This window comes from Flavobacteriales bacterium, from assembly GCA_020635855.1.
Lineage (GTDB): Bacteria > Bacteroidota > Bacteroidia > JACJYZ01 > JACJYZ01 > JACJYZ01.
This window is the reverse complement of the sequence record JACJYZ010000002.1, coordinates 701,426-721,068: the sequence shown is the minus strand read 5'-3', so window position 1 is coordinate 721,068 and position 19,643 is coordinate 701,426. Positions and strand designations below refer to the sequence as shown.

The following is a 19,643-nucleotide window of genomic DNA, read 5'->3' as shown; positions in this document are numbered from 1 at the left end:
CCATCCCTGCCAGAATCAGATATCTTGCGGGTTGAATGAAGAGCCTGCAAAAGAAGACCGCTTCTGACACATTGATGTGCACCCACTGCGGTGATCCCTGCAACACATCTCCAATCGTGGATGCGGAGGAACATCCCTTTTGTTGCGAAGGCTGTAAGACTGTTTATGAAATCCTGCATGCATCCGGACTTGACGACTACTATGTGCTGGAGAAAAACCCCGGCCGCAAACAATCCCAGCAGGAACATCGCTATGCCTACCTGGACAACCGGGAGATCGTTGAGAAGTTGCTTCACTTCCACGACGGCCACATGGCCAACATCACCTTGTTCCTTCCACAGATTCATTGCAGCTCCTGTATCTGGCTGCTGGAAAACCTCCATCGGCTGAACCCTGCCATTTACCGCTGCGAGGTCGATTTCGTGAAGAAAGAAGCATTCATCACCTTTGACGAAAGCGCACTCCCGCTGAGACAACTGGCCGACCTGCTGGCCACCATCGGCTATCCGCCCAGGATCACCCTGGACCAGGAAAAACCCGAAAAACCCAAACAGGATCGGGGTTTGCTGTATCGCATCGGCGTAGCAGCCTTTGCATTCGGCAACATCATGCTGCTGAGCTTCCCGGAATACCTGCACAACCCGGTGGAGATCGACGGACATTTCCGATCGGCGTTCGGCCTTATCAGCCTGGCCCTGAGCCTGCCCGTGGCCTTCTATGCAGCATCGGGCTATTTCGCCTCGGCACTCACCGCCCTCCGGAGCAAAACCATCAACATTGACATCCCCATTGCGCTGGGCATTGCAGCTCTGTTCATGCGAAGCACCTATGAGATCCTGGCAGGCACCGGACCGGGATACATGGATTCGCTGACCGGCCTCGTCTTCTTCCTCTTGATCGGCAAATGGTACCAGTCGTATACCTACCGCGCCCTTGCCTTTGACCGCGACTACACCTCCTACTTTCCGATCGGGGTTACTTTATTAAATGGCTCCGCGGAAACCCAGGTCCCAATCCATCAACTCAAAGCCGGGCAACGGGTGCGCATCCGCCACCAGGAACTGATCCCCGCCGACGGTACCCTGGTGGAAGGCGACGGACAAATCGACTATAGCTTTGTCACCGGCGAATCCGACCCCACCCCGAAACATACCGGCGATCCCGTGTATGCCGGAGGCAAACAAACGGGAGAAGCCATCACCGTGGAACTGACAAAGGCCGTTTCCCAAAGCTACCTTACGCGGCTATGGAACCAGGAAGTATTCCGCAAGAACAAAGACCAGGAACTCTCACAAACCGTGCAAAAGGTCAGCTATTACTTCACCATTGGTATCCTATCCATCGCACTGATCACAGGCATTACCTGGTGGTTACTGGATCCGTCAAAGGCCTGGCATGCCATTACCGCCGTGCTGATCATCGCCTGTCCGTGCGCACTGGCCCTCACCCTTCCCTTCACGTTCGGGAATGCATTGCGGGTGCTGGGCAGAAAAGGTCTCTACCTTAAAAATGCCCAGACCATTGAGAAGATGGCGCACCTGGATGCAGTGGTTTTCGACAAGACCGGCACGCTCACCATGGGCGGCAACGCCACGCTGACCTTTGAAAGCGACACACCCCTGGATACGGAAGAAACAAGCCTGATCCGCTCCCTCACCCACCACAGCGGACATCCGCACAGCCGCATCATTTATCAATCATTAAAAGGAAACATTCAACCGGTTGAAGAATACACCGAACTGCCCTTTAAAGGCATCAGCGGTGCTGTTAATGGCATGCGGGTGCGACTGGGCTCGGACGTATTCGTTACCCATCAAACCATACCCGGCCACGACCAGGCCGCAAGGGTTTACATATCGATCAACGGCAACGTCAGGGGATACTTCCGGATCGCACGCCGGTACCGGGACCAAATGAATGAAACGCTGAACATCCTTTCTTCGCAATATGACCTTTCCCTTCTTTCGGGAGACGATGATGCGGACAGACAACAGCTGTCGGCCTGCTTCCCCAACAAAAACCAGCTCCTGTTCCGTCAGAGCCCGATGGACAAACTGCAGTATGTGCAAAAAAAACAGGAAGCCGGCCATCATGTACTGATGGTGGGTGACGGCCTGAACGATGCCGGCGCACTGAAGCAGGCGGATGTAGGACTGGCGATTTCCGAAGATGTGTACAGCTTTTCGCCTTCCTGTGATGCCATCCTGGAAGGCCGGCAACTGCACCAGCTGCCACGCATGCTGCAATACGCGCGGCGGTGCATGCGCATAACATATGCCAGTTTCGGACTCTCGTTTACTTACAACATCATTGGCATTTCATACGCCGCCACCGGCCATCTGACACCCCTGATCGCAGCCATCCTGATGCCGCTCAGTTCGGTAACCATCGTGGCCTTCACCACCGCCGCCACTTTCCTGCTGGGAAGGCGCATCCGGTAACACTTTTCCAAAACGTGACAAAAGTCATGGAGCCGTCTGATAGCAGTCATGATGAATCAGATGCACTTGGCCGTACTTCGCAATTGAATCAGGATTGTACAGCGTCCGAACGATGGGAGTCATCTACATATTAATAGGAGCCAGTTTTCTGGTGGCAGCGATTTTTCTGGTCGCTTTCATCTGGGCCATCCGCTCAGATCAATACAAGGATGACTACACCCCTTCGGTGCGGATGCTGCACGACAATCCACCTAAGCAAAAATCAAATACTACGGACTGATGGAATTGGAAAGATTTTCCTACGACAACAAGATTGTCAGAAACTTTGCCGTCGCCACATTGGTGTGGGGCATAGTGGGTATGTTGGTGGGGCTGGTTGTGGCCCTTCAACTGGTTTGGCCGGATGCCAATGCGGGTGAAATGCTCACCTTCGGACGCACCCGGCCGGTTCACACGAACGCGATCATTTTCGCTTTCGTGGGCAACGGCATTTTCGCCGGGGTGTATTACTCCCTGCAACGCCTGCTCAAGGCCAGGATGTTTTCCGACTTCCTAAGCAAGGTGAATTTCTGGGGATGGCAATCCATCATCGTGCTTGCCGCCGTTAGCCTGCTGTTGGGAAAAACCACCGGTAAGGAATACGCCGAACTGGAATGGCCGATTGACATCCTGATCGCCCTCGTATGGGTTTCTTTCGGGATCAACATGCTTGGCACCATTCTGAAACGGCGGGAGCGACACCTGTACGTGGCCATCTGGTTTTACATCGCCACGTTCGTTACGGTTGCCATGCTGCACATCGTCAACTCCATTGAGATCCCGGTAAGCCTGTTCAAAAGCTACTCGTGGTATGCAGGTGTACAGGATGCGCTGGTGCAATGGTGGTACGGCCACAACGCGGTGGCATTCTTCCTGACCACACCTTATCTCGGACTGATGTACTACTTCATTCCGAAGGCTGCCAACCGACCGGTATACTCCTACAAACTTTCCATCATCCACTTCTGGGCGCTGATCTTCCTTTACATCTGGGCCGGTCCGCACCACCTGCTGTACAGTGCCCTTCCCGACTGGGCGCAATCGCTCGGAACCGTGTTCTCAATCATGCTCATCGCACCTTCATGGGGTGGTATGCTGAACGGACTGCTCACCCTCCGCGGCGCATGGGATACGGTGCGTGAGAACCCGGTACTGAAGTTCATGGTGGTGGCTGTTACCTGTTACGGCATGGCCACCTTTGAAGGCCCGATGATGTCGCTGAAAAGCGTGAACGCCATCAGCCACTTCACCGACTGGACCATCGGTCATACGCACGTGGGAGGTCTCGGCTGGAACGGCTTCCTCACTTTCGGTATGATGTACTGGCTGATCCCGAAGCTTTACAACACCAAGCTGCATTCGGTCCGCATGGCCAACATCCACTTCTGGCTGGGTACCCTCGGCATCGTGTTCTATGTGGTACCTATGTACTTCGCGGGCATTACCCAAAGTCTGATGTGGAAAGAATTCAACCCCGACGGCACATTGGCCTACCCCAATTTCCTTGAGACGGTTCTCCAGATCAAATATGCCTACGCCATGCGCGCCTTCGGTGGCTCGCTCTACCTCGCAGGCGCGGTGGTAATGGTGTTGAACCTGATTAAAACGGCAGCAGCAGGCAGCCTGGTGGCCAACGAAGATGCGGAAGCGCCCGCCCTGGCGAAAGTTTACCAGGCCAAAGCAGGCAGTCACTGGCACCGCGTAATCGAACGCCGCCCCGTGCAGATGCTCGTGTTTTCATTGGTACTGGTGGCTGTTGGCGGATTGGTAGAACTCGTGCCAACCTTCCTCATCAAATCCAACATCCCCACCATCAGCAGCGTGAAACCCTATACGCCGCTGGAACTGCAAGGTCGAGACATCTACATTCGCGAAGGTTGCTACACCTGTCACTCGCAGATGATCCGCCCGTTCCGCTCGGAAACGGCACGCTATGGGGAATACTCCAAAGCGGGAGAGTTTGTGTATGATCACCCGTTCCAGTGGGGATCCAAACGAAACGGCCCCGATCTTCAACGAGAGGGAGGAAAGCGCAACAACGCATGGCACTTCCTCCACCTGATGAATCCCCGACAAACTTCTACGGGGTCTACAATGCCAACGTACGAATGGCTCATCAAACACGAACTTGACACGGCATCCACGGCCGCCAAGATCAATGCGATGATCACCCTGGGTGTTCCTTACCCTGAAGGATATGCCTCACAAGCCAACAATGACCTGATGAAACAGGCCGAAGAAATTTCCGCCGACCTGGCCAAAGCCGACATTGAGGTGCCGAGCACCCGCGAAATTGTAGCCGTGATCGCCTACCTGCAGCGACTTGGAACTGACATCAAAGTCAAAGATGAAGTGGTGAAGACAGCCGAACCCGTGCAGCCTGAAACAACCCCCACAGCATCAACTGACACAACCGCAACTGTTGCACAAACCGGAGAGTAATGCTGAAGTTCATCCAACACCACATGGACACGATCACGAATATTGAAATGTATCCGGTGATCTCCTTCTGCCTGTTCTTCGGCGTGTTCGTGGTGGCCAGCTACCTGGCCATCACCAGTAGCCGTGCACACATTGACGAAATGAAAAACATGCCCCTGGGCAACGACAAGCATGAATCATAATTCAACTACAACACCTACGCACATGAGCCAGCACACATCAAACGGTCGGAGCAACCGAAGATCCGGAAGCGTGAAAGCCCTGACCCTGTCAGCACTCGTGATATTGTTCGCACAACCGGCAGCAGCAGCCACCGGTGATCCCTGGCAACCACAATGGACAGCGTACATCGTTCTGGGCTGCCTTGCTCTCATCCAATTGCTTTTCATAATTGGTATTACCATTGCCATCCGCAACCTGGTAACCCAATGCCACATTGGAAAGAATTCAAACGGTAAATCCACCGCCACGAATGCCGCCGGATTGCCATTTTTATTGGTCACTACATCCGGTTATTTCGACGACCCTTCCCTTATTCTTTTGGTGGTGCTTAACATCATTCTTTTCGGCATATTCATTTCCATGCTGCGAACCCTTCAAAAACTTATCGCTGTGGTTCAAGGCAAAACCGAAGAGGAAGAAACCGATTTCATCACCCAGATTTCCGAAAGCCTGACACGCGCCATCCCCATAGAACGCGAAGAAGAGGTGATGATGGACCACAGCTATGACGGCATCCGCGAACTCGACAACGTACTTCCGCCGTGGTGGGTGTACATGTTCTATGGCACCATCATCTGGGGAGCAGTGTACATTTTCTATTACCACATCTCAGGTGAAGGTGACCTGTCTGCAGTGGAGTACGAAAAGGAAATTGCAGCCGCACAAATAGAAGTAGATGCTTACAAATCCAAAATGGCCAACCTGGTGGATGAAACCAACGTGGAAGCATTAACGGATGCTGCTTCGCTTGAGCGCGGAAAAACGATCTTTCAGACCAACTGCATTACCTGCCACGGCAGCGTAGGACAAGGAACCGGCATGGCGCCGAACCTGACCGACACCTATTGGAAACATGGCGGCGGCATCAAAAATGTATTCAAAACCATCCGTCACGGCGTACCGGAAAAAGGCATGATCTCATGGGAATCCCAGTTATCAGCCGCCAACATTCACGAGGTGGCCAGCTATGTCTGGAGCCTACAGGGCAGCAACCCTCCGGATGCCAAAGCACCTGAAGGAGATCCCTGGTCAGAACAAGACGTTGTTCAGGATGCACCGGCAGACACCACTGCCGTACCATCGGACACCACAAATACAGCGCAGGTTCAGACTGAAACGCCCCAAACCAACACGCCCTGATGTAAAACGGCACAGGGAAAAGAAGGGCAAGATGAGTACATCACATACATCGGAAAGTACATCCTACCGCGACAAGCTGTCGACGGTGGATGAGAAGGGACGGCGGATCTGGATCTACCCGAAGAAAGTAACAGGAAAGTTTTACAACCTGCGCACCTATGTGAGCTGGTTCCTGCTGGCCTTCCTGTTCGCAGGTCCGTTCCTGAAGATCAAAGGCGAACCTTTCCTGATGTTCAATGTACTGGAGCGGAAATTCGTATTGTTCGGGCAGGTATTCTGGCCACAGGACTTCCACCTGTTCGTGCTGGCCTTCATCATCCTGATCGTGTTCGTGGTGTTGTTCACCGTGGCCTTCGGAAGGCTTTTCTGCGGATGGGTGTGTCCTCAAACCCTGTTCATGGAAATGGTCTTTCGCAAGATCGAATACTGGATCGATGGCGACTGGAAGCAACAGAAGGAACTCGACAACGCGCCGTGGACAGCGGCCAAGATCCGGAAAAGAATCTTGAAACATTCTGTCTTTTTCCTGATCGCATTCATCATCTCCAACACATTCCTCGCCTACATCATCGGGATCGGTCAACTGGAAAAGATCATCACCGACCCACCGTCGGAGCACGTGGGAGGGCTTACCTCCATGATGGTTTTTTCGGGGGCATTTTATTTCGTGTTCGCCTTCTTCCGCGAACAGGTATGTACGAATGTTTGTCCGTACGGCCGTTTCCAGGGCGTGATGCTGGACCGCAACTCCATCGTGGTGACCTATGATTATCACCGGGGCGAACCCAGGGGCATGATCCGCAAAAAGGAAGACCAAAGAGAAAAAGGTGATTGCGTGGATTGCCATGAATGCGTACGGGTGTGCCCCACCGGAATCGACATCCGCAACGGCACACAGCTCGAATGCGTGAACTGCACCGCCTGCATTGATGCCTGCAACCACGTGATGGAAAAGATCAAAAAGCCGAAGGGACTGATCCGTTATGCCAGCGAAAGCGAAATCGCCGACCGGGTGAAATTCACCTTCACCAACCGGCTCAAAGGTTATACGGCCGTATTGAGCCTGCTGATCGTGGCCATGGTGGCGCTGCTGGTCACCCGCTCGGATGTGGAAACCACGCTGTTGCGCATTCCCGGCCTCACCTTTCAGAAGATGGATGACGGACGTATTTCCAACATGTACAACTTCAAGGTACTCAACAAAACCGGCCAAGATCTTCCGTTGGCATTCCGCATCACATCAGGTCCCGGAGAGATCAAGATCATCGGGAACCCGGTAGAAGTGGAACCGCATGGCATGAAGGAAGGTGAACTACTTATCATGTTAGACAAAGAAGAATTGCATGATTTCAATGTGAAGGTAACCGTGGGTGTTTACCACAACGAAGAGCTTATTGAAACCATCAAAACATCGTTTTTAGGTCCAATCAAAACTTATTGATCATGAACTGGGGATACAAAATAGCCATTGCCTATACCGCCTTCGTGGTGGGTATATTATATATGGTATACCGCACATCCATCGAAAAGGTAGACCTGATGGACGACAACTACTACGCCAAGGAACTTGCCTTTCAGGAGCAGATCAACAAAATGCACAATGTAAAGGCGCTGGGTGATGACATCGTCCTTTCCCGGAATAATGAAGGAGTGGACGTGAAATTTCCGGAAGAGATTCAGCCCAACATGCCTTCAGGCAAGCTGGTCTTCAAATGCATGGCGGATCAACAGAAGGATTTCGAAGTGGAGATAAGTCCGGACGCAAACGGTATTCAACGCATTCCCATGGAAAAGTTCACCGGGAAATATTACATGGTGCAGGGCGACTGGATGGCGGCAGGCGTGTCCTATTATTCAGAAAAAGAACTGTTCTTAAGATGATCTGGTGGAGCGCCATATTGATGGGACTGGTAGGCGGCCTGCACTGCGTGGGCATGTGCGGACCGATCGCGCTGGCCCTGCCGGTGCATCATCGCCCCTGGAGCGGACGCATCCTGGGAGCGATTATCTACAATGGAGGTCGTGCCGTTACATATGCTATCCTTGGGGCAGTCTTCGGGGCCATCGGAATGACATTTGCCTGGGCAGGACTGCAACAGGCCTTGTCCATCACCCTCGGTGTACTGTTACTACTCACCGCACTCGGCATTCAACTTTCATCGGCACAAAACAAACTATCATCAGGGATCGGCAGGGTGATCACTCCCCTGAAAACAGCATTGGCGAGGCGCATCTCGCTGAAATCATTTCCAGCCTTGTGGATTACCGGAATGCTGAACGGTTTGCTTCCATGCGGCCTGGTGTACATGGCCATTGCCGGAGCCGTAGCCACATCCGGTATCACCTCAGGTGCCTTGTTCATGATGTTGTTCGGTTTGGGTACCCTGCCGGCCATGCTGGGCATGATGCTGGCAGGCAGTCTGGCAGGCAGTCGCATGCGCATGCACTTCCGGAAACTTGTTCCGGTTGTGATCGGTGTGATGGCCATCCTGCTGATCATGCGCGGACTCAACCTGGGCATTCCGTATATCAGTCCGGAACTTACCGGTACCACTCATCACCATTGCCATTGATTTGGACCGGAGTTTAACAGCCTCTCCATTTTTATCCATAATTGAATTTTATTTAGCCTCCCATAACAACCAACAGGCAACACTGTCCAGAATTAAACCTGCGTTAAGCCTTAATTTGGCGCCATAATCAATATTTTATTCCGTATAGAAGGATTACAAAAAAATAGCCAACCCCACTCCGATTCCTTGTTATTCTTTGCAAGTAAAGCCACCATCCCTTACTTTTACCTCACTCCCCACTTCTTGATTATTCTGTGTAGCATAATCTTGAATCTTAGTCTTTCAGTTTTCACCCGCACCTTCCTCCCCACCATGGAAGATGAACAACTGCATACCGGAGAGTTGCTGCTTTTTCACATTTGAAATAAGTTCATCACTGTCGTGCAACCACCCGACCAATGACGGGTATTACCTGGCCCGGCATCACATATCTATTCCACAAGATCTTCTAAAAACATCAGCGGTTTCGGAGCTTCAGAGATCAGGGGTTGACACCACCCCTGAAACATGCGCCAACGGTCGCAACGGAACCGCTGCCCTTATCAACCAATCTGTGTTATGGTGCATCCGAAGGCCCGGTAACCGTATCCATTGCCGGAAGCACACCCGGCACACACCACTGATGGATACCAGGCAACATCACCACAGCTACCCACTCAGGCTTTGTTGCCACTCCCTTGCGGTTACATGGAACGATGCCCGAGGATGCACCTGCACAGTTAAGTTTTCAACACGAAATCCGAAGTCCTGCCAAAACGTTCGTCCCACTTTCGTGCGTGCGGCCCGATACCAAATCCTATACAACCAACACCTGATTTAGCCAATATTTCTTCGGAATTTTTAGTCTCCCGTTGACAAAAATTTGGTTACACTCCAAACAAAAAGCTCATTATATCAACATAAACCAGCTTTTATTTTGTCGGGGCATTTAATAAATTCAGGGCCGAAACCTGAATCAAATGCTTATTTTACATTGCATTTACAGGGTCTATAATGTAAATTTGTTTTAGTTCCGTAACAGAGTGTATCAAGAAGGAATTTGCGAAGGAGTTTAGTTTTTCATCCATTTTATCTATTTGCAACCATTCTCCCCAATGAAAAAGCAAAGCTTTTCTACAAGCGTATTAAGTATCCTGGCCATCCTTATCCTGCCCATACTGGCATGGTCACAACCGGCCAATGATGACTGTAACAACGCAATCCGACTTACCAACCTGAACAATTGGTGTTCCGCCAACGGTGCGTACACGACAGTGGGCGCTACCAACCCCGGCAACCTGGCAAAAGGAACATGCTGGAAAGGAACAGGCACCCACGACGTGTGGTTTGTTTTCACTGCCACCAACAAGGACATAAGGGTTAAGGTAGTTGGTTCCAACCAGCTGGGCGGAAACATGTCACAACCGGAAGTGGAACTTTACACCACCACCGATTGTCAGAACTTCAATATCCTACCCTGTGCCACCAACGACGGATTCATAGATACCGCTTCGGTTTACAAAGGCGGACTGGTGGCCGGTCAGGATTACTACATCCGGGTAGACGGAAGTTTCACTCAGGGAACTTTCAAGCTATGCGTCAACAACTATGATGCACCCGTATATCCGGGATCAGACTGCAACAGTGCACACTGGCTATGCTCCAAAGATCCCGTTACTTCCGGCTCCATTTCGGGTGCTGGAAATGACAACGCGGAGGCCAGCGGTACCTGTGCAGGCGTTTCTCCGGAATCAAACACCGTCTGGTACTATTGGACCTGCAAAACCTCCGGAACACTCACTTACAGCATCACCCCCAGCAACGGTACCGACGACTGGGACTGGGTGCTGTTTGAAATGCCGACCGGCAATTGCGATCAGAAAAGTGCGATCCGATGTGACTATTCCTCCTGCCTGGGTCCGAACGGATCTACAGGAACAGACATGACATCCACAACCACATCCGAGCCGGGCGGCTGCGGAAGTGGTCAAAAACCTTTTGTGAAATATGTGGATATGGTGGCCGGAACCACGTATGGTATCCTCATCAACAACTTCACTTCCGCCAACAACGGTTTTGATCTCACCTTCGGCGGCACAGGCGAATTCGCTTCAGTGGAAGTGGACGCAGGACCCGATCAAACCATCTGCCTGGGAGGAAGCGTTCAGTTAAATGCCACGCCCCAGTACGAATACGGCACCACCACCTATACATGGTCGCCCTCGACCGGACTGAGCTGCACAAATTGCCAGAACCCCATCGCATCTCCTACCACAACCACCACCTACACCGTCACCATTACCGACGAGAGTGATTGCACGTACGAAGATCAGGTAACCGTCATCGTTGACCCCTGTCCGTTTGACATCACCCTACCCGGTGATGAAATCTGCGAAGGCGAATGCACCGACTTGCATGTTACCACAATCGGTGGCACCCAACCATTCAGCTTTGTTTGGGACAACGGGCTTGGAAACGATAGCATCCACAACGTATGCCCGCCTACCACCACCACCTACCATGTAACCGTTACAGACGCCAACGGACTGGAAGCAACAGGCGACACAACAATCACCGTGAACCCGCTTCCGGTGCTCACCACGTCATCCACCCCAACCGATTGCGGCCAATGCAACGGAGGCGTATCGGTAGACGCGGGCACGGGCAACTATACCTATGCATGGGACAATGGTTGCACCTCCGCATCATGCAACAGTCTCTGTCCGGGCAGCTACACAGTTACCGTTACAAGTGAGTTCGGATGCACCTCAACCGCTACCGAGAATGTAAGTAGTTCAGGCGCACCCGTGATCAGCGCCACCAGCACCCCTGAGACCTGCTCGGGTGCCTGCGACGGAACAGCCACGGTAACGGTTGATCAGGACGGTGTTCAACCATATACTTTCGAATGGAGCAACGGCGAAACCAGCAATACTGCCGGAACCATCACCGGGCTTTGCACCGGCGACTACAGCGTGACCATCACCGATGCCACCGGTTGCACCGCAGTAACGTCCACCACCGTGGATGGTCCCGAACCGCTCATCACCACTTCATCAAAAACCGATAACCTCTGCAATGGCGGTTCAGATGGATCTGCAAGTGTGACCGCATCCGGAGGCACGCCCAACTATACGTACCTGTGGGCCCCGGGAGGAGCAACAACAGCAACCGTCAGCGGACTGAGTGCGGGCACCTATAGTGTTACCGTAACCGATGCCAACGGATGTACCTCCGTTTCTACAGAAACCATTGCCGAACCTACAGCACTTGCCATTACCTTCGGATCTGTGGGCACCACTTGCGGAAACCTCGACGGCTCGGTGAACGTGACCGCCTCCGGAGGAACGCCCAATTATTCCTATATATGGATGCCGGGCGGTGCCACCACGGCAACGATGACCGGACTCGGAGCAGGCACCTATGCGGTAACAGTGACCGACGCCAACGGATGTTCCATCACAGGCGATACGGCAGTGGTGGGCATTAACAGTCCGACCGTTACCGTCGACAACACTACAAATCCGCCCTGCAACGGAGACTGTACCGGAACTGCATCGGTATCGAGCACCGGTGGAGCACCCGGATATACTTACCTGTGGAGTGACAACCAGGCTGGCACAACTGCAACCGGACTGTGTGCAGGCACCTATACCGTTACCGTGACCGATATCAACGGATGCACCGCCACCACCACAGCCACCATTACCGAACCCACAGCACTTTCGCAAACCACATCGCATACCGATATCCTATGCAACGGTGAAACCAACGGAACGGCCACCATTACCGTGAGCGGTGGCACTCCCACCTACAGCTACAACTGGCAACCGACAGGAGGCACAACCGCAACAATCAGCGGACTGATCGCCGGCACATACGACGTGACCGTGACCGACGGCAATGGCTGCACCATCACATCATCGGCTACCATCATTGAACCCACCCCGCTCACCCTAACCGTAAGCTCAACCGATGTAAGCTGCGGACAAGCAGGTACCACTACAGCCACACCCGGAGGTGGCACACCTACCTACACCTACCTGTGGGATGATGCAAACGGGCAAACAACGGCAACAGCAACCGGACTCGTACAAGGCACATACAATGTGACCGTCACCGATGCCAGCGGTTGTACCATCACCGACAACGCAACCGTGGGCGGCACACCCCCTCCCACCATTACCCTGCAAGGCACCACCGATCCGCTCTGCAACGGCGACTGTACCGGAACCGCTACCGTGGTTGGCGCCAGCGGAACCCCGCCATACAACTACACATGGGATGATGCAAACAGTCAGACCGCAGCTACTGCCACGGGATTGTGCGCAGGCACATACAACGTTTGTCTCACCGACCAACTCAACTGCCAGGTGTGTACCACCGCTACCATTAACGAACCCACAGCGCTGCTGCTGGAACTGGCAGAAACCGATGAGATCTGTAGCGACAGCAGCGGTACGGTAACCGCTACTCCCGACCAGGGCACATCGCCTTACGGCTACCAATGGAATACCCCTGGCAATTCAACCGCCGCCACCGTGAGCGGACTGAAAGCAGGAACATATGGTGTGGTTGTAACGGATGCCAACGGATGTATCATCGCCGACACCATTTCGGTGCACAACAACATGATCATCCCGCAAGCGAACTTTGTTGCCAATCCGTGGGAAGTTACCATCATGAATCCGGTGATCACTTTTGTAGACAAATCCAGCGATGCCATCTCATGGTATTGGGACTTTGATGACGACAGCACATCCACAAGTCAATTCCCCAGCCACGTCTACCAGGATACAGGCTGCTACAATGTATTGCTGGCGATTGAAAACCAGTACGGATGTGTGGACACACTGGAACAAACCGTATGCGTGAAAGACATTTCAGCGATCTATGTTCCCAATGCCTTTACACCGAACAAGGATGGCGTGAACGACCTCTTCACCGTAGGCCAGTATAACTACTGCGACTTTGAAATGTACATCTTTGACCGATGGGGCAACCTTATTTTCCAAACCACTTCACTGACAGGATGGGACGGCAAAACCAGCGAGAATGTAGTTGCACAGGAAGATGTGTATGTTTGGCTGATCAAGGCAACGGACTGCAATGGCAAAGACTACAAACGCATCGGGCACGTATCACTGATCAGGTAAAGCTATACCGTAGCCAGTTCCCAGGCGGGCAATGCAGCCGTTTCTGTAGCGCTCAGCTTGCGGAGGTCTTGTGAGGTTCCGCCGTCGGCATCTTTACCGAAAACGCTGACAAACCTGGCACCGTGCAACATCTCCTGCCAGGTATAGGAAAGACGGGTATGCACCGTTTGTGAAAAGGTATCATCGAACCCCGTGATGGAGATCAGAAATTCAACGTCCGCTTTTTCATAATCCTTTGCTTCCATTCCGAACAACGGACTATCGGCGTTGATGGGATGGTTCAGTGTCCACGTCATCGGAAAGAACACAATCGATTTCAATTCCAGTTCCAGCGAAAAAAACCTGCGCACCGGAACACCATCTTCTTCTACGACCTTGGCAACGGTTACCTTGGCTTCCATATGGGTGAGCTGGCTGTTGCGCATTTTATTGGCAATACGGCACTGCCAGGCACGCGCGCCTTTGAATGGCGCAATGATGGCGTGGTCGCTCTGCAGCAAACGAGCCTTGGGTCTGGAGAACCGGCCGTACAACAATCCCGTCACGAGGGCGAAACCCAACAGACCCATGAGAGATTCCACCGCTGCAATGGCATTGGTCATGTGGTCACCCGGACTCAGCCTGCCGAAGCCCACCGTACTGATGGTTTGGGTGGAAAAGAAGAAAGCGTTCAGGAACCGGTCGGCAGCATCGGAAGCTTCCGCACCCACAATGCCATTCGGACTCAGGTAATAATACAAAGAAGCGAACACCACATTCACCAGCACAAAATATGCGAATACGATCAGGTTGAACTTCCACCAATGCAAAGTGATCAGTGTATGATACAGGCTGGAGGACTTCCATCTCGATTGTTCGACACGCCGGATATTGAACGAGCCGTTGCGGTTGATCAACCGGGAACGCTGCCCGGAGGTTTTGGTACCGAATCCCAATTCGGATTCGCGGAAGCGCTGGAGGATAGACATAGTTTTTGAGGTTGCTGGCGCAAAGGTAGGCAAAGGAAAAAGGATACCTCCAAACAAAAAGGCCCGTCTGCCAACCGGCAGACAGGCCTTCCCTGCATGAACAAAGGCACACACTTCCAGGGTTGCCTGAACCAGGGCAGTGGCCGGGTTCCTCCTTCCGCGCGTGCCATATGGTTGAACCGGCGGGTCGGATCGCATTTGGTGGTCTCTCCAAATTCTAACCTACATAACGACCCGTCCGAGATCTATACATCGATGCAGAGGTGCGTGCAAAAGTTAAGACGCAAACCGGCGGCATTTGTCTCCCTATAAACGAAACGGCACTTTCAGTTAACGAAAGTGCCGTTTGGGTTTATGAAAAGAAACCACTTACAGTCCTTCCGCCAGTTCCACCAGCTCAATGAAGTCAAGGCGGAAACCATCCGGGTCACTACCCACACCTTTTTTCGCCCACTCCAACACATCCGAAAATCCGGTATTGCCCGCATATTCCGACTTGCGCAACACCATGCCGAAGGCTGACACGGCAGATGCAAACTGCAGCTCGGCAGCCATCCCGGCAGATGGGGCTTCCGCCCGTACCACCTGTGTGAGCAGCTTGCTTTCACTCCCATCGGGAAGTTTGTAGCGCAGCTTGACTGTGGCCAGTTCGCCATCGTTTCCTCTTGTGGCCTGTGTCTTCTGGTATTTCAAAGGATCCACATTTCCCTTTTCGGGGGTTGCACCCACGGGAACGATCTCATACAGGGCAGTCACGGCATGCCCCGCGCCCAGTTCCCCGGCATCCTTTTTATCGTCATTGAAATCCTCCTTCTGCAGCATGCGGTTTTCATAACCGATCAGCCGGTATTGCTGCACTTCCTTTGGGTTGAACTCCACCTGAATCTTCACATCCTTGGCGATGGTGAACAGGGTGGCCTGCATCTCTTTGGAGAACACCTTGTGCGCTTCCTGGTAAGAATCAATGTAGAAGTAATTTCCGTTGCCGGCGTTACTCATCGCTTCCATATCGGAATCCTGGTAGTTGCCTATCCCAAATCCGCATATGGTCAGGAACACACCCTGTTCACGTTTCTTCTCGATCAGCCTGACCAGTCCGTCTTCGGATGATACCCCCACGTTGAAGTCGCCGTCGGTGGCCAATATCACGCGGTTGTTTCCGTCTGCAACCAGGTGTTCGCTTGCCACCTGGTATGCCAGCTCAATGCCAGCACCTCCTGCTGTGGATCCACCGGCCTCCAGCTTATCCAGCGCATCCATGATCGCTTCCTTGTTGTCGCATGAGGTGGAAGGCAGTACCAGTCCGGCCGCACCCGCATACACCACCATCGCTACCCTGTCCCTCGACCCGAGGTTGTTCACCAGCTGTTTGAAGGCACGCTTCAGCAAGGGCAGTTTGTTGGCATCCGACATGGAACCCGACACATCGATCAGGAACACCAGGTTGCTCGCCGGGAGGTGTTCGGTGGAGAGTTTCTTTCCCTGCAAACCGATCTGCAGGAGTTTGTGGGATGGATTCCACGGACAATCGCCATAGGCGGTGTGCACGGCAAACGGTTGATCGTCTTTCGGCCCTTCGTAATCATAAGGAAAGTAGTTGATCATTTCTTCAATGCGAACGGCCCCTGCCGGCGGCAATGATCCAGCCATAAGAAAGCGACGCACGTTGGTGTAGGAGGCGTGATCCACGTCAATGGAGAAGGTAGACAGCGGACTGGCGGCTGCATCATTGAAGCGGTTCTCGGTGGTGTGGGCATAGGATTCTCCCGTCGGTTGTTCTGACTCCCACGCATAGGATTCTGATGCAATCGATTCTGCTTCGGATGCTTCACCCATTTCCATTGCCTCCTCCTGCGTGTATATCTCCATGTTTTCTTTGTAGTGGTTCGTGCTGCATGCGCCCAGTATGGCTACCAGGCCGAAGGCCATCATGGCACCACTCTTTGTTCCAAACTGTATCTTTTTCATGGTCGTTGGTTTTATAGGTTTGACTTACATTTGTGAAGCAAACCTAGGCAGGGGCGAACGGGATGCCCGGCAAAACGGTTGTAAAGACTTTGTAATCCACTTGTAAAAAACCAATCTCCTGTTCACGAAGAAGTTATAGGCAAGCATGCCCACATCGGACCTGACATATTTCGACTTGCTAAAGCAGGAGATCGAGGCCACTTTCCGGTCACGCCACCCGGCCTGTACCGACCCGTTACCGGAATGGAAGGGACAGGACATCGTGGATTTCCAGGAAGACCTCCGCACGGTGGCCGGCGGCAGCATCAGTGAGAAATGGTTTTACACCCACATGAAGAACCGGGCCGAAGCGCTGCCCCGGATCGACATGCTGAACATGCTGAGCAAATACGCCGGACATGAATCGTGGAAGGCATTTTGCTACAAGGCGGATGGTTCCGGTACGAAGGAAGAAGTTGCAGCAGCCGCTCCTCCACCTGAACAACCTGCAACACCCTCCGGGAAATCAAAAAAGAAAAGGAGCAGGATGGCCATCCTGATGGTGATCCTGGCAGCAGCTTTGTCTCCGGTATGGATGAAAAAGAAACCGAAGGTCACCGCATGCACCTTTTGTTTTGTGGAGCACCTTCGCAATGTGCCCGCCTCGGCCGGTCGCATTGAGTTGTTGCTGCTCAGCGACGGTGAGTCGCCCCGGCGCATCCAGGTGGACGCATCCGGGTGCGTAAGCTTCGACACGGAAGACGAGCGGGTGCGGTTCGTGGTGCAATCACCTTATTATAAAACAGACACCATAGAAAGGGTGCTGCATAGGAAGACCGATTACCGGGAGAAATTCTCGCTGCGCCCGAATGACTATGCCATGATGATCCATTACCTGAGCACATCCAACACAAAAGACTGGAAGAAAAGACGGGCACAGCTCATGGACATGATCGCGGAAGACGCCCGCATCCTGCAGGTGGTGGAAGACGGAAACCATGGCATCGAACTCTACAACCGGGAGGAATTCGTGAACAAGCTCACGCTGCCCGTCAAAAGCCTTCGGAACATCGAGGTGATTGAAAGCACCTACAAGGGCGACAAGATATCCTTCCTCCGTTTCATCCAAAACCATGAGGGTCATGAATAGGCTGAACCGGATCTTACCTTATATATGGATGGCCGCCTGGGTGTGGGTCGCCTCCTGTGCATCCGCCCCACAGGACAACGAACAATACGAGGGAGAAGAAACGGAAGCGACTGCGGAAGAATATGTAACAGAGGAACAAGCGATGGCGATGGAAGAATCCGAAGCCGCCGAACCCGAAAGCGTCACCCGGGCCTGGGAAGCGGTGGAAGCGCCCGGTTCACCCACGGCGGAACTGTTCATCCGGCGCGGACTGGAAAAAGCGGAAGACTTTGCCGGATATGTGAACCTGGCCGCCGACGCATCCCTCGATCCGGAAATCCGCAAACAAGCCGGCATCGCTGCGCATGATCTGTTCTCACAGGGTGCAAGGATCAAAGGCATCACCCTGAGAAATGGTGGTTCCGATGAAATGACCGTGGCGGATTTCCTGGACAGCCTCGGATCGTCCGTTGACTCGGTGCGGCTGGCATGGAACAACCCGGAAGCATCCGATCGAACAGAATGGCAGGGCGACACAGTGCTCACCGGCCACGTAACAGGCATGCTTCAGTTGACGGCTTACCAAAAGAACCAGGCGCAGGTATCTTTTCTGAGAAAAGCCACAATCGAGGTGGTGACCAGAAAGGAAATGAAATCATTCGGCGATGAAACCAGTAAAACGTGGGAAGTGAAGCTGGGAGATCTCAGGGTAGAGGCACCACGCTGATGCGGTCATTCAATAACCGATCCTTCACCCCTATAAACGATCAAAGGCCGGAAACGGAGGGTTCCGACCTTTGACCTGTTAGCTCTGTAATGTTCAACTGATAGGGTATATGTCAATTTCGTGCCAGAAACTGTCATCACTCATTTTCAACGTGTTAGCTTTTGGCACACCCTGAATCCTTCCCAAATCGGGACGGAAAAATCCCGGATCCGGAAAAGGGCCGGACATAAAAAGGGCCGGAAGTTTTCTTCCGGCCCGTGCCTGGATTGATCCGGCACCCGCATCTACGTCACCAACGGAATCTTCCATTGCTTCGCCTCATCCACAATTCAACCATTACCATCTGCCGGAACACTTGTTCACATCCGATCATCCGCAAGGTTTTCAGATGGCCGGATTCCTTGTTCAAAACAAAAATCGGGAATCATGGATGGGCGAAGGGAAAAGTATGATAAACGACAGCCTTCATTTAGTAAGCGCTGCCCAAAGGTTGATTGAACGATCCTTATGGGTGGACGTTTGTCTTGTGATCCGGATTAACCATCTGCTTTCGGGCGTATCTTTGCCGGAATGTCAACGCTGCGTCTCCTGTTATTGTGGATCCCCTGCCTACTGACCGGATTGACTCCGGCAGCCGGCCAACAAGCCCATTCCCACCACTACACCATGGAAGACGGATTGCCTTCCACCACCCTCTATGAAGTGATCCAGGATGCACAAGGTTATATCTGGCTCAGTACAGACAATGGCGTAAGCAGGTTTGATGGTCGTCGATTTGAAAATTTCGGCATGGCAGAAGGGGTAGCCGACAATTAAGTCTTTCATATTTATGAGGACCGTAGCCAACGATTGTGGTTCCTTACAATGAACGGCAAATTAT

At 52.8% G+C, this 19,643-nt stretch carries 14 protein-coding genes; 12 read left to right on the top strand and 2 right to left on the bottom strand.

What is annotated here, in order from left to right; genetic code table 11:
- Positions 1-35 precede the first annotated feature (35 nt).
- The 9 genes from H6585_02980 (at position 36) to H6585_02940 (ending at position 13,992) form a co-directional block, all read left to right on the top strand.
- Positions 36-2,441, top strand: a complete 2,406-nt coding sequence (locus H6585_02980; protein ID MCB9447291.1) for a heavy metal translocating P-type ATPase metal-binding domain-containing protein — start codon at positions 36-38, stop codon at positions 2,439-2,441.
- 112 nt (positions 2,442-2,553) lie between these two features.
- Positions 2,554-2,721 carry a cbb3-type cytochrome oxidase assembly protein CcoS gene (ccoS, locus tag H6585_02975; protein ID MCB9447290.1) on the top strand — a complete coding sequence of 56 codons (168 nt, stop codon included), beginning with the start codon at positions 2,554-2,556 and terminating at the stop codon, positions 2,719-2,721.
- Positions 2,721-4,922, top strand: a complete 2,202-nt coding sequence (gene ccoN / locus H6585_02970; GenBank protein ID MCB9447289.1) for a cytochrome-c oxidase, cbb3-type subunit I — start codon at positions 2,721-2,723, stop codon at positions 4,920-4,922. The genes ccoS and ccoN overlap by 1 nt, the downstream gene beginning before the upstream one ends.
- Positions 4,922-5,104, top strand: a complete 183-nt coding sequence (locus H6585_02965) for a CcoQ/FixQ family Cbb3-type cytochrome c oxidase assembly chaperone (GenBank protein ID MCB9447288.1) — start codon at positions 4,922-4,924, stop codon at positions 5,102-5,104. Before ccoN ends, H6585_02965 begins: the two co-directional genes overlap by 1 nt.
- Before the next feature lie 400 nt (positions 5,105-5,504).
- Positions 5,505-6,284 carry a c-type cytochrome gene (locus H6585_02960; GenBank protein ID MCB9447287.1) on the top strand — a complete coding sequence of 260 codons (780 nt, stop codon included), beginning with the start codon at positions 5,505-5,507 and terminating at the stop codon, positions 6,282-6,284.
- 31 nt (positions 6,285-6,315) lie between these two features.
- Positions 6,316-7,725: a cytochrome c oxidase accessory protein CcoG gene (gene ccoG, locus H6585_02955; GenBank protein ID MCB9447286.1), complete on the top strand. Its 1,410-nt coding sequence runs from the start codon at positions 6,316-6,318 to the stop codon at positions 7,723-7,725.
- 2 nt (positions 7,726-7,727) lie between these two features.
- The gene (locus H6585_02950; protein ID MCB9447285.1) at positions 7,728-8,165 is read left to right on the top strand and encodes a FixH family protein; all 438 of its coding nucleotides are present in this window, start codon (positions 7,728-7,730) and stop codon (positions 8,163-8,165) included.
- Positions 8,162-8,857 carry a sulfite exporter TauE/SafE family protein gene (locus H6585_02945; protein ID MCB9447284.1) on the top strand — a complete coding sequence of 232 codons (696 nt, stop codon included), beginning with the start codon at positions 8,162-8,164 and terminating at the stop codon, positions 8,855-8,857. Before H6585_02950 ends, H6585_02945 begins: the two co-directional genes overlap by 4 nt.
- 1,094 nt (positions 8,858-9,951) lie before the next feature.
- Positions 9,952-13,992, top strand: coding sequence for a gliding motility-associated C-terminal domain-containing protein (locus tag H6585_02940; protein ID MCB9447283.1), 4,041 nt, complete (start codon positions 9,952-9,954; stop codon positions 13,990-13,992).
- Positions 13,993-13,994: 2 nt separating this feature from the next.
- Here the strand turns inward: H6585_02940 and H6585_02935 are convergent, their stop codons facing one another.
- Together H6585_02935 and H6585_02930 are read right to left on the bottom strand one after the other, a co-directional pair.
- Positions 13,995-14,960, bottom strand: a complete 966-nt coding sequence (locus H6585_02935; protein ID MCB9447282.1) for a potassium transporter — start codon at positions 14,958-14,960, stop codon at positions 13,995-13,997.
- A gap of 369 nt (positions 14,961-15,329) precedes the next feature.
- Positions 15,330-16,889 carry a VWA domain-containing protein gene (locus tag H6585_02930; protein ID MCB9447281.1) on the bottom strand — a complete coding sequence of 520 codons (1,560 nt, stop codon included), beginning with the start codon at positions 16,887-16,889 and terminating at the stop codon, positions 15,330-15,332.
- A gap of 184 nt (positions 16,890-17,073) precedes the next feature.
- Here H6585_02930 and H6585_02925 point away from each other — a divergent pair, with 184 nt between their 5' ends.
- The 3 genes from H6585_02925 (at position 17,074) to H6585_02915 (ending at position 19,579) form a co-directional block, all read left to right on the top strand.
- The gene (locus H6585_02925; GenBank protein ID MCB9447280.1) at positions 17,074-18,057 is read left to right on the top strand and encodes a hypothetical protein; all 984 of its coding nucleotides are present in this window, start codon (positions 17,074-17,076) and stop codon (positions 18,055-18,057) included.
- A complete protein-coding gene (locus H6585_02920) occupies positions 18,050-18,763 on the top strand; it encodes a hypothetical protein (protein ID MCB9447279.1) in 714 nt (237 codons plus the stop codon). Before H6585_02925 ends, H6585_02920 begins: the two co-directional genes overlap by 8 nt.
- A 570-nt stretch (positions 18,764-19,333) precedes the next feature.
- Positions 19,334-19,579 carry a hypothetical protein gene (locus H6585_02915; GenBank protein ID MCB9447278.1) on the top strand — a complete coding sequence of 82 codons (246 nt, stop codon included), beginning with the start codon at positions 19,334-19,336 and terminating at the stop codon, positions 19,577-19,579.
- Positions 19,580-19,643: the final 64 nt, after the last annotated feature.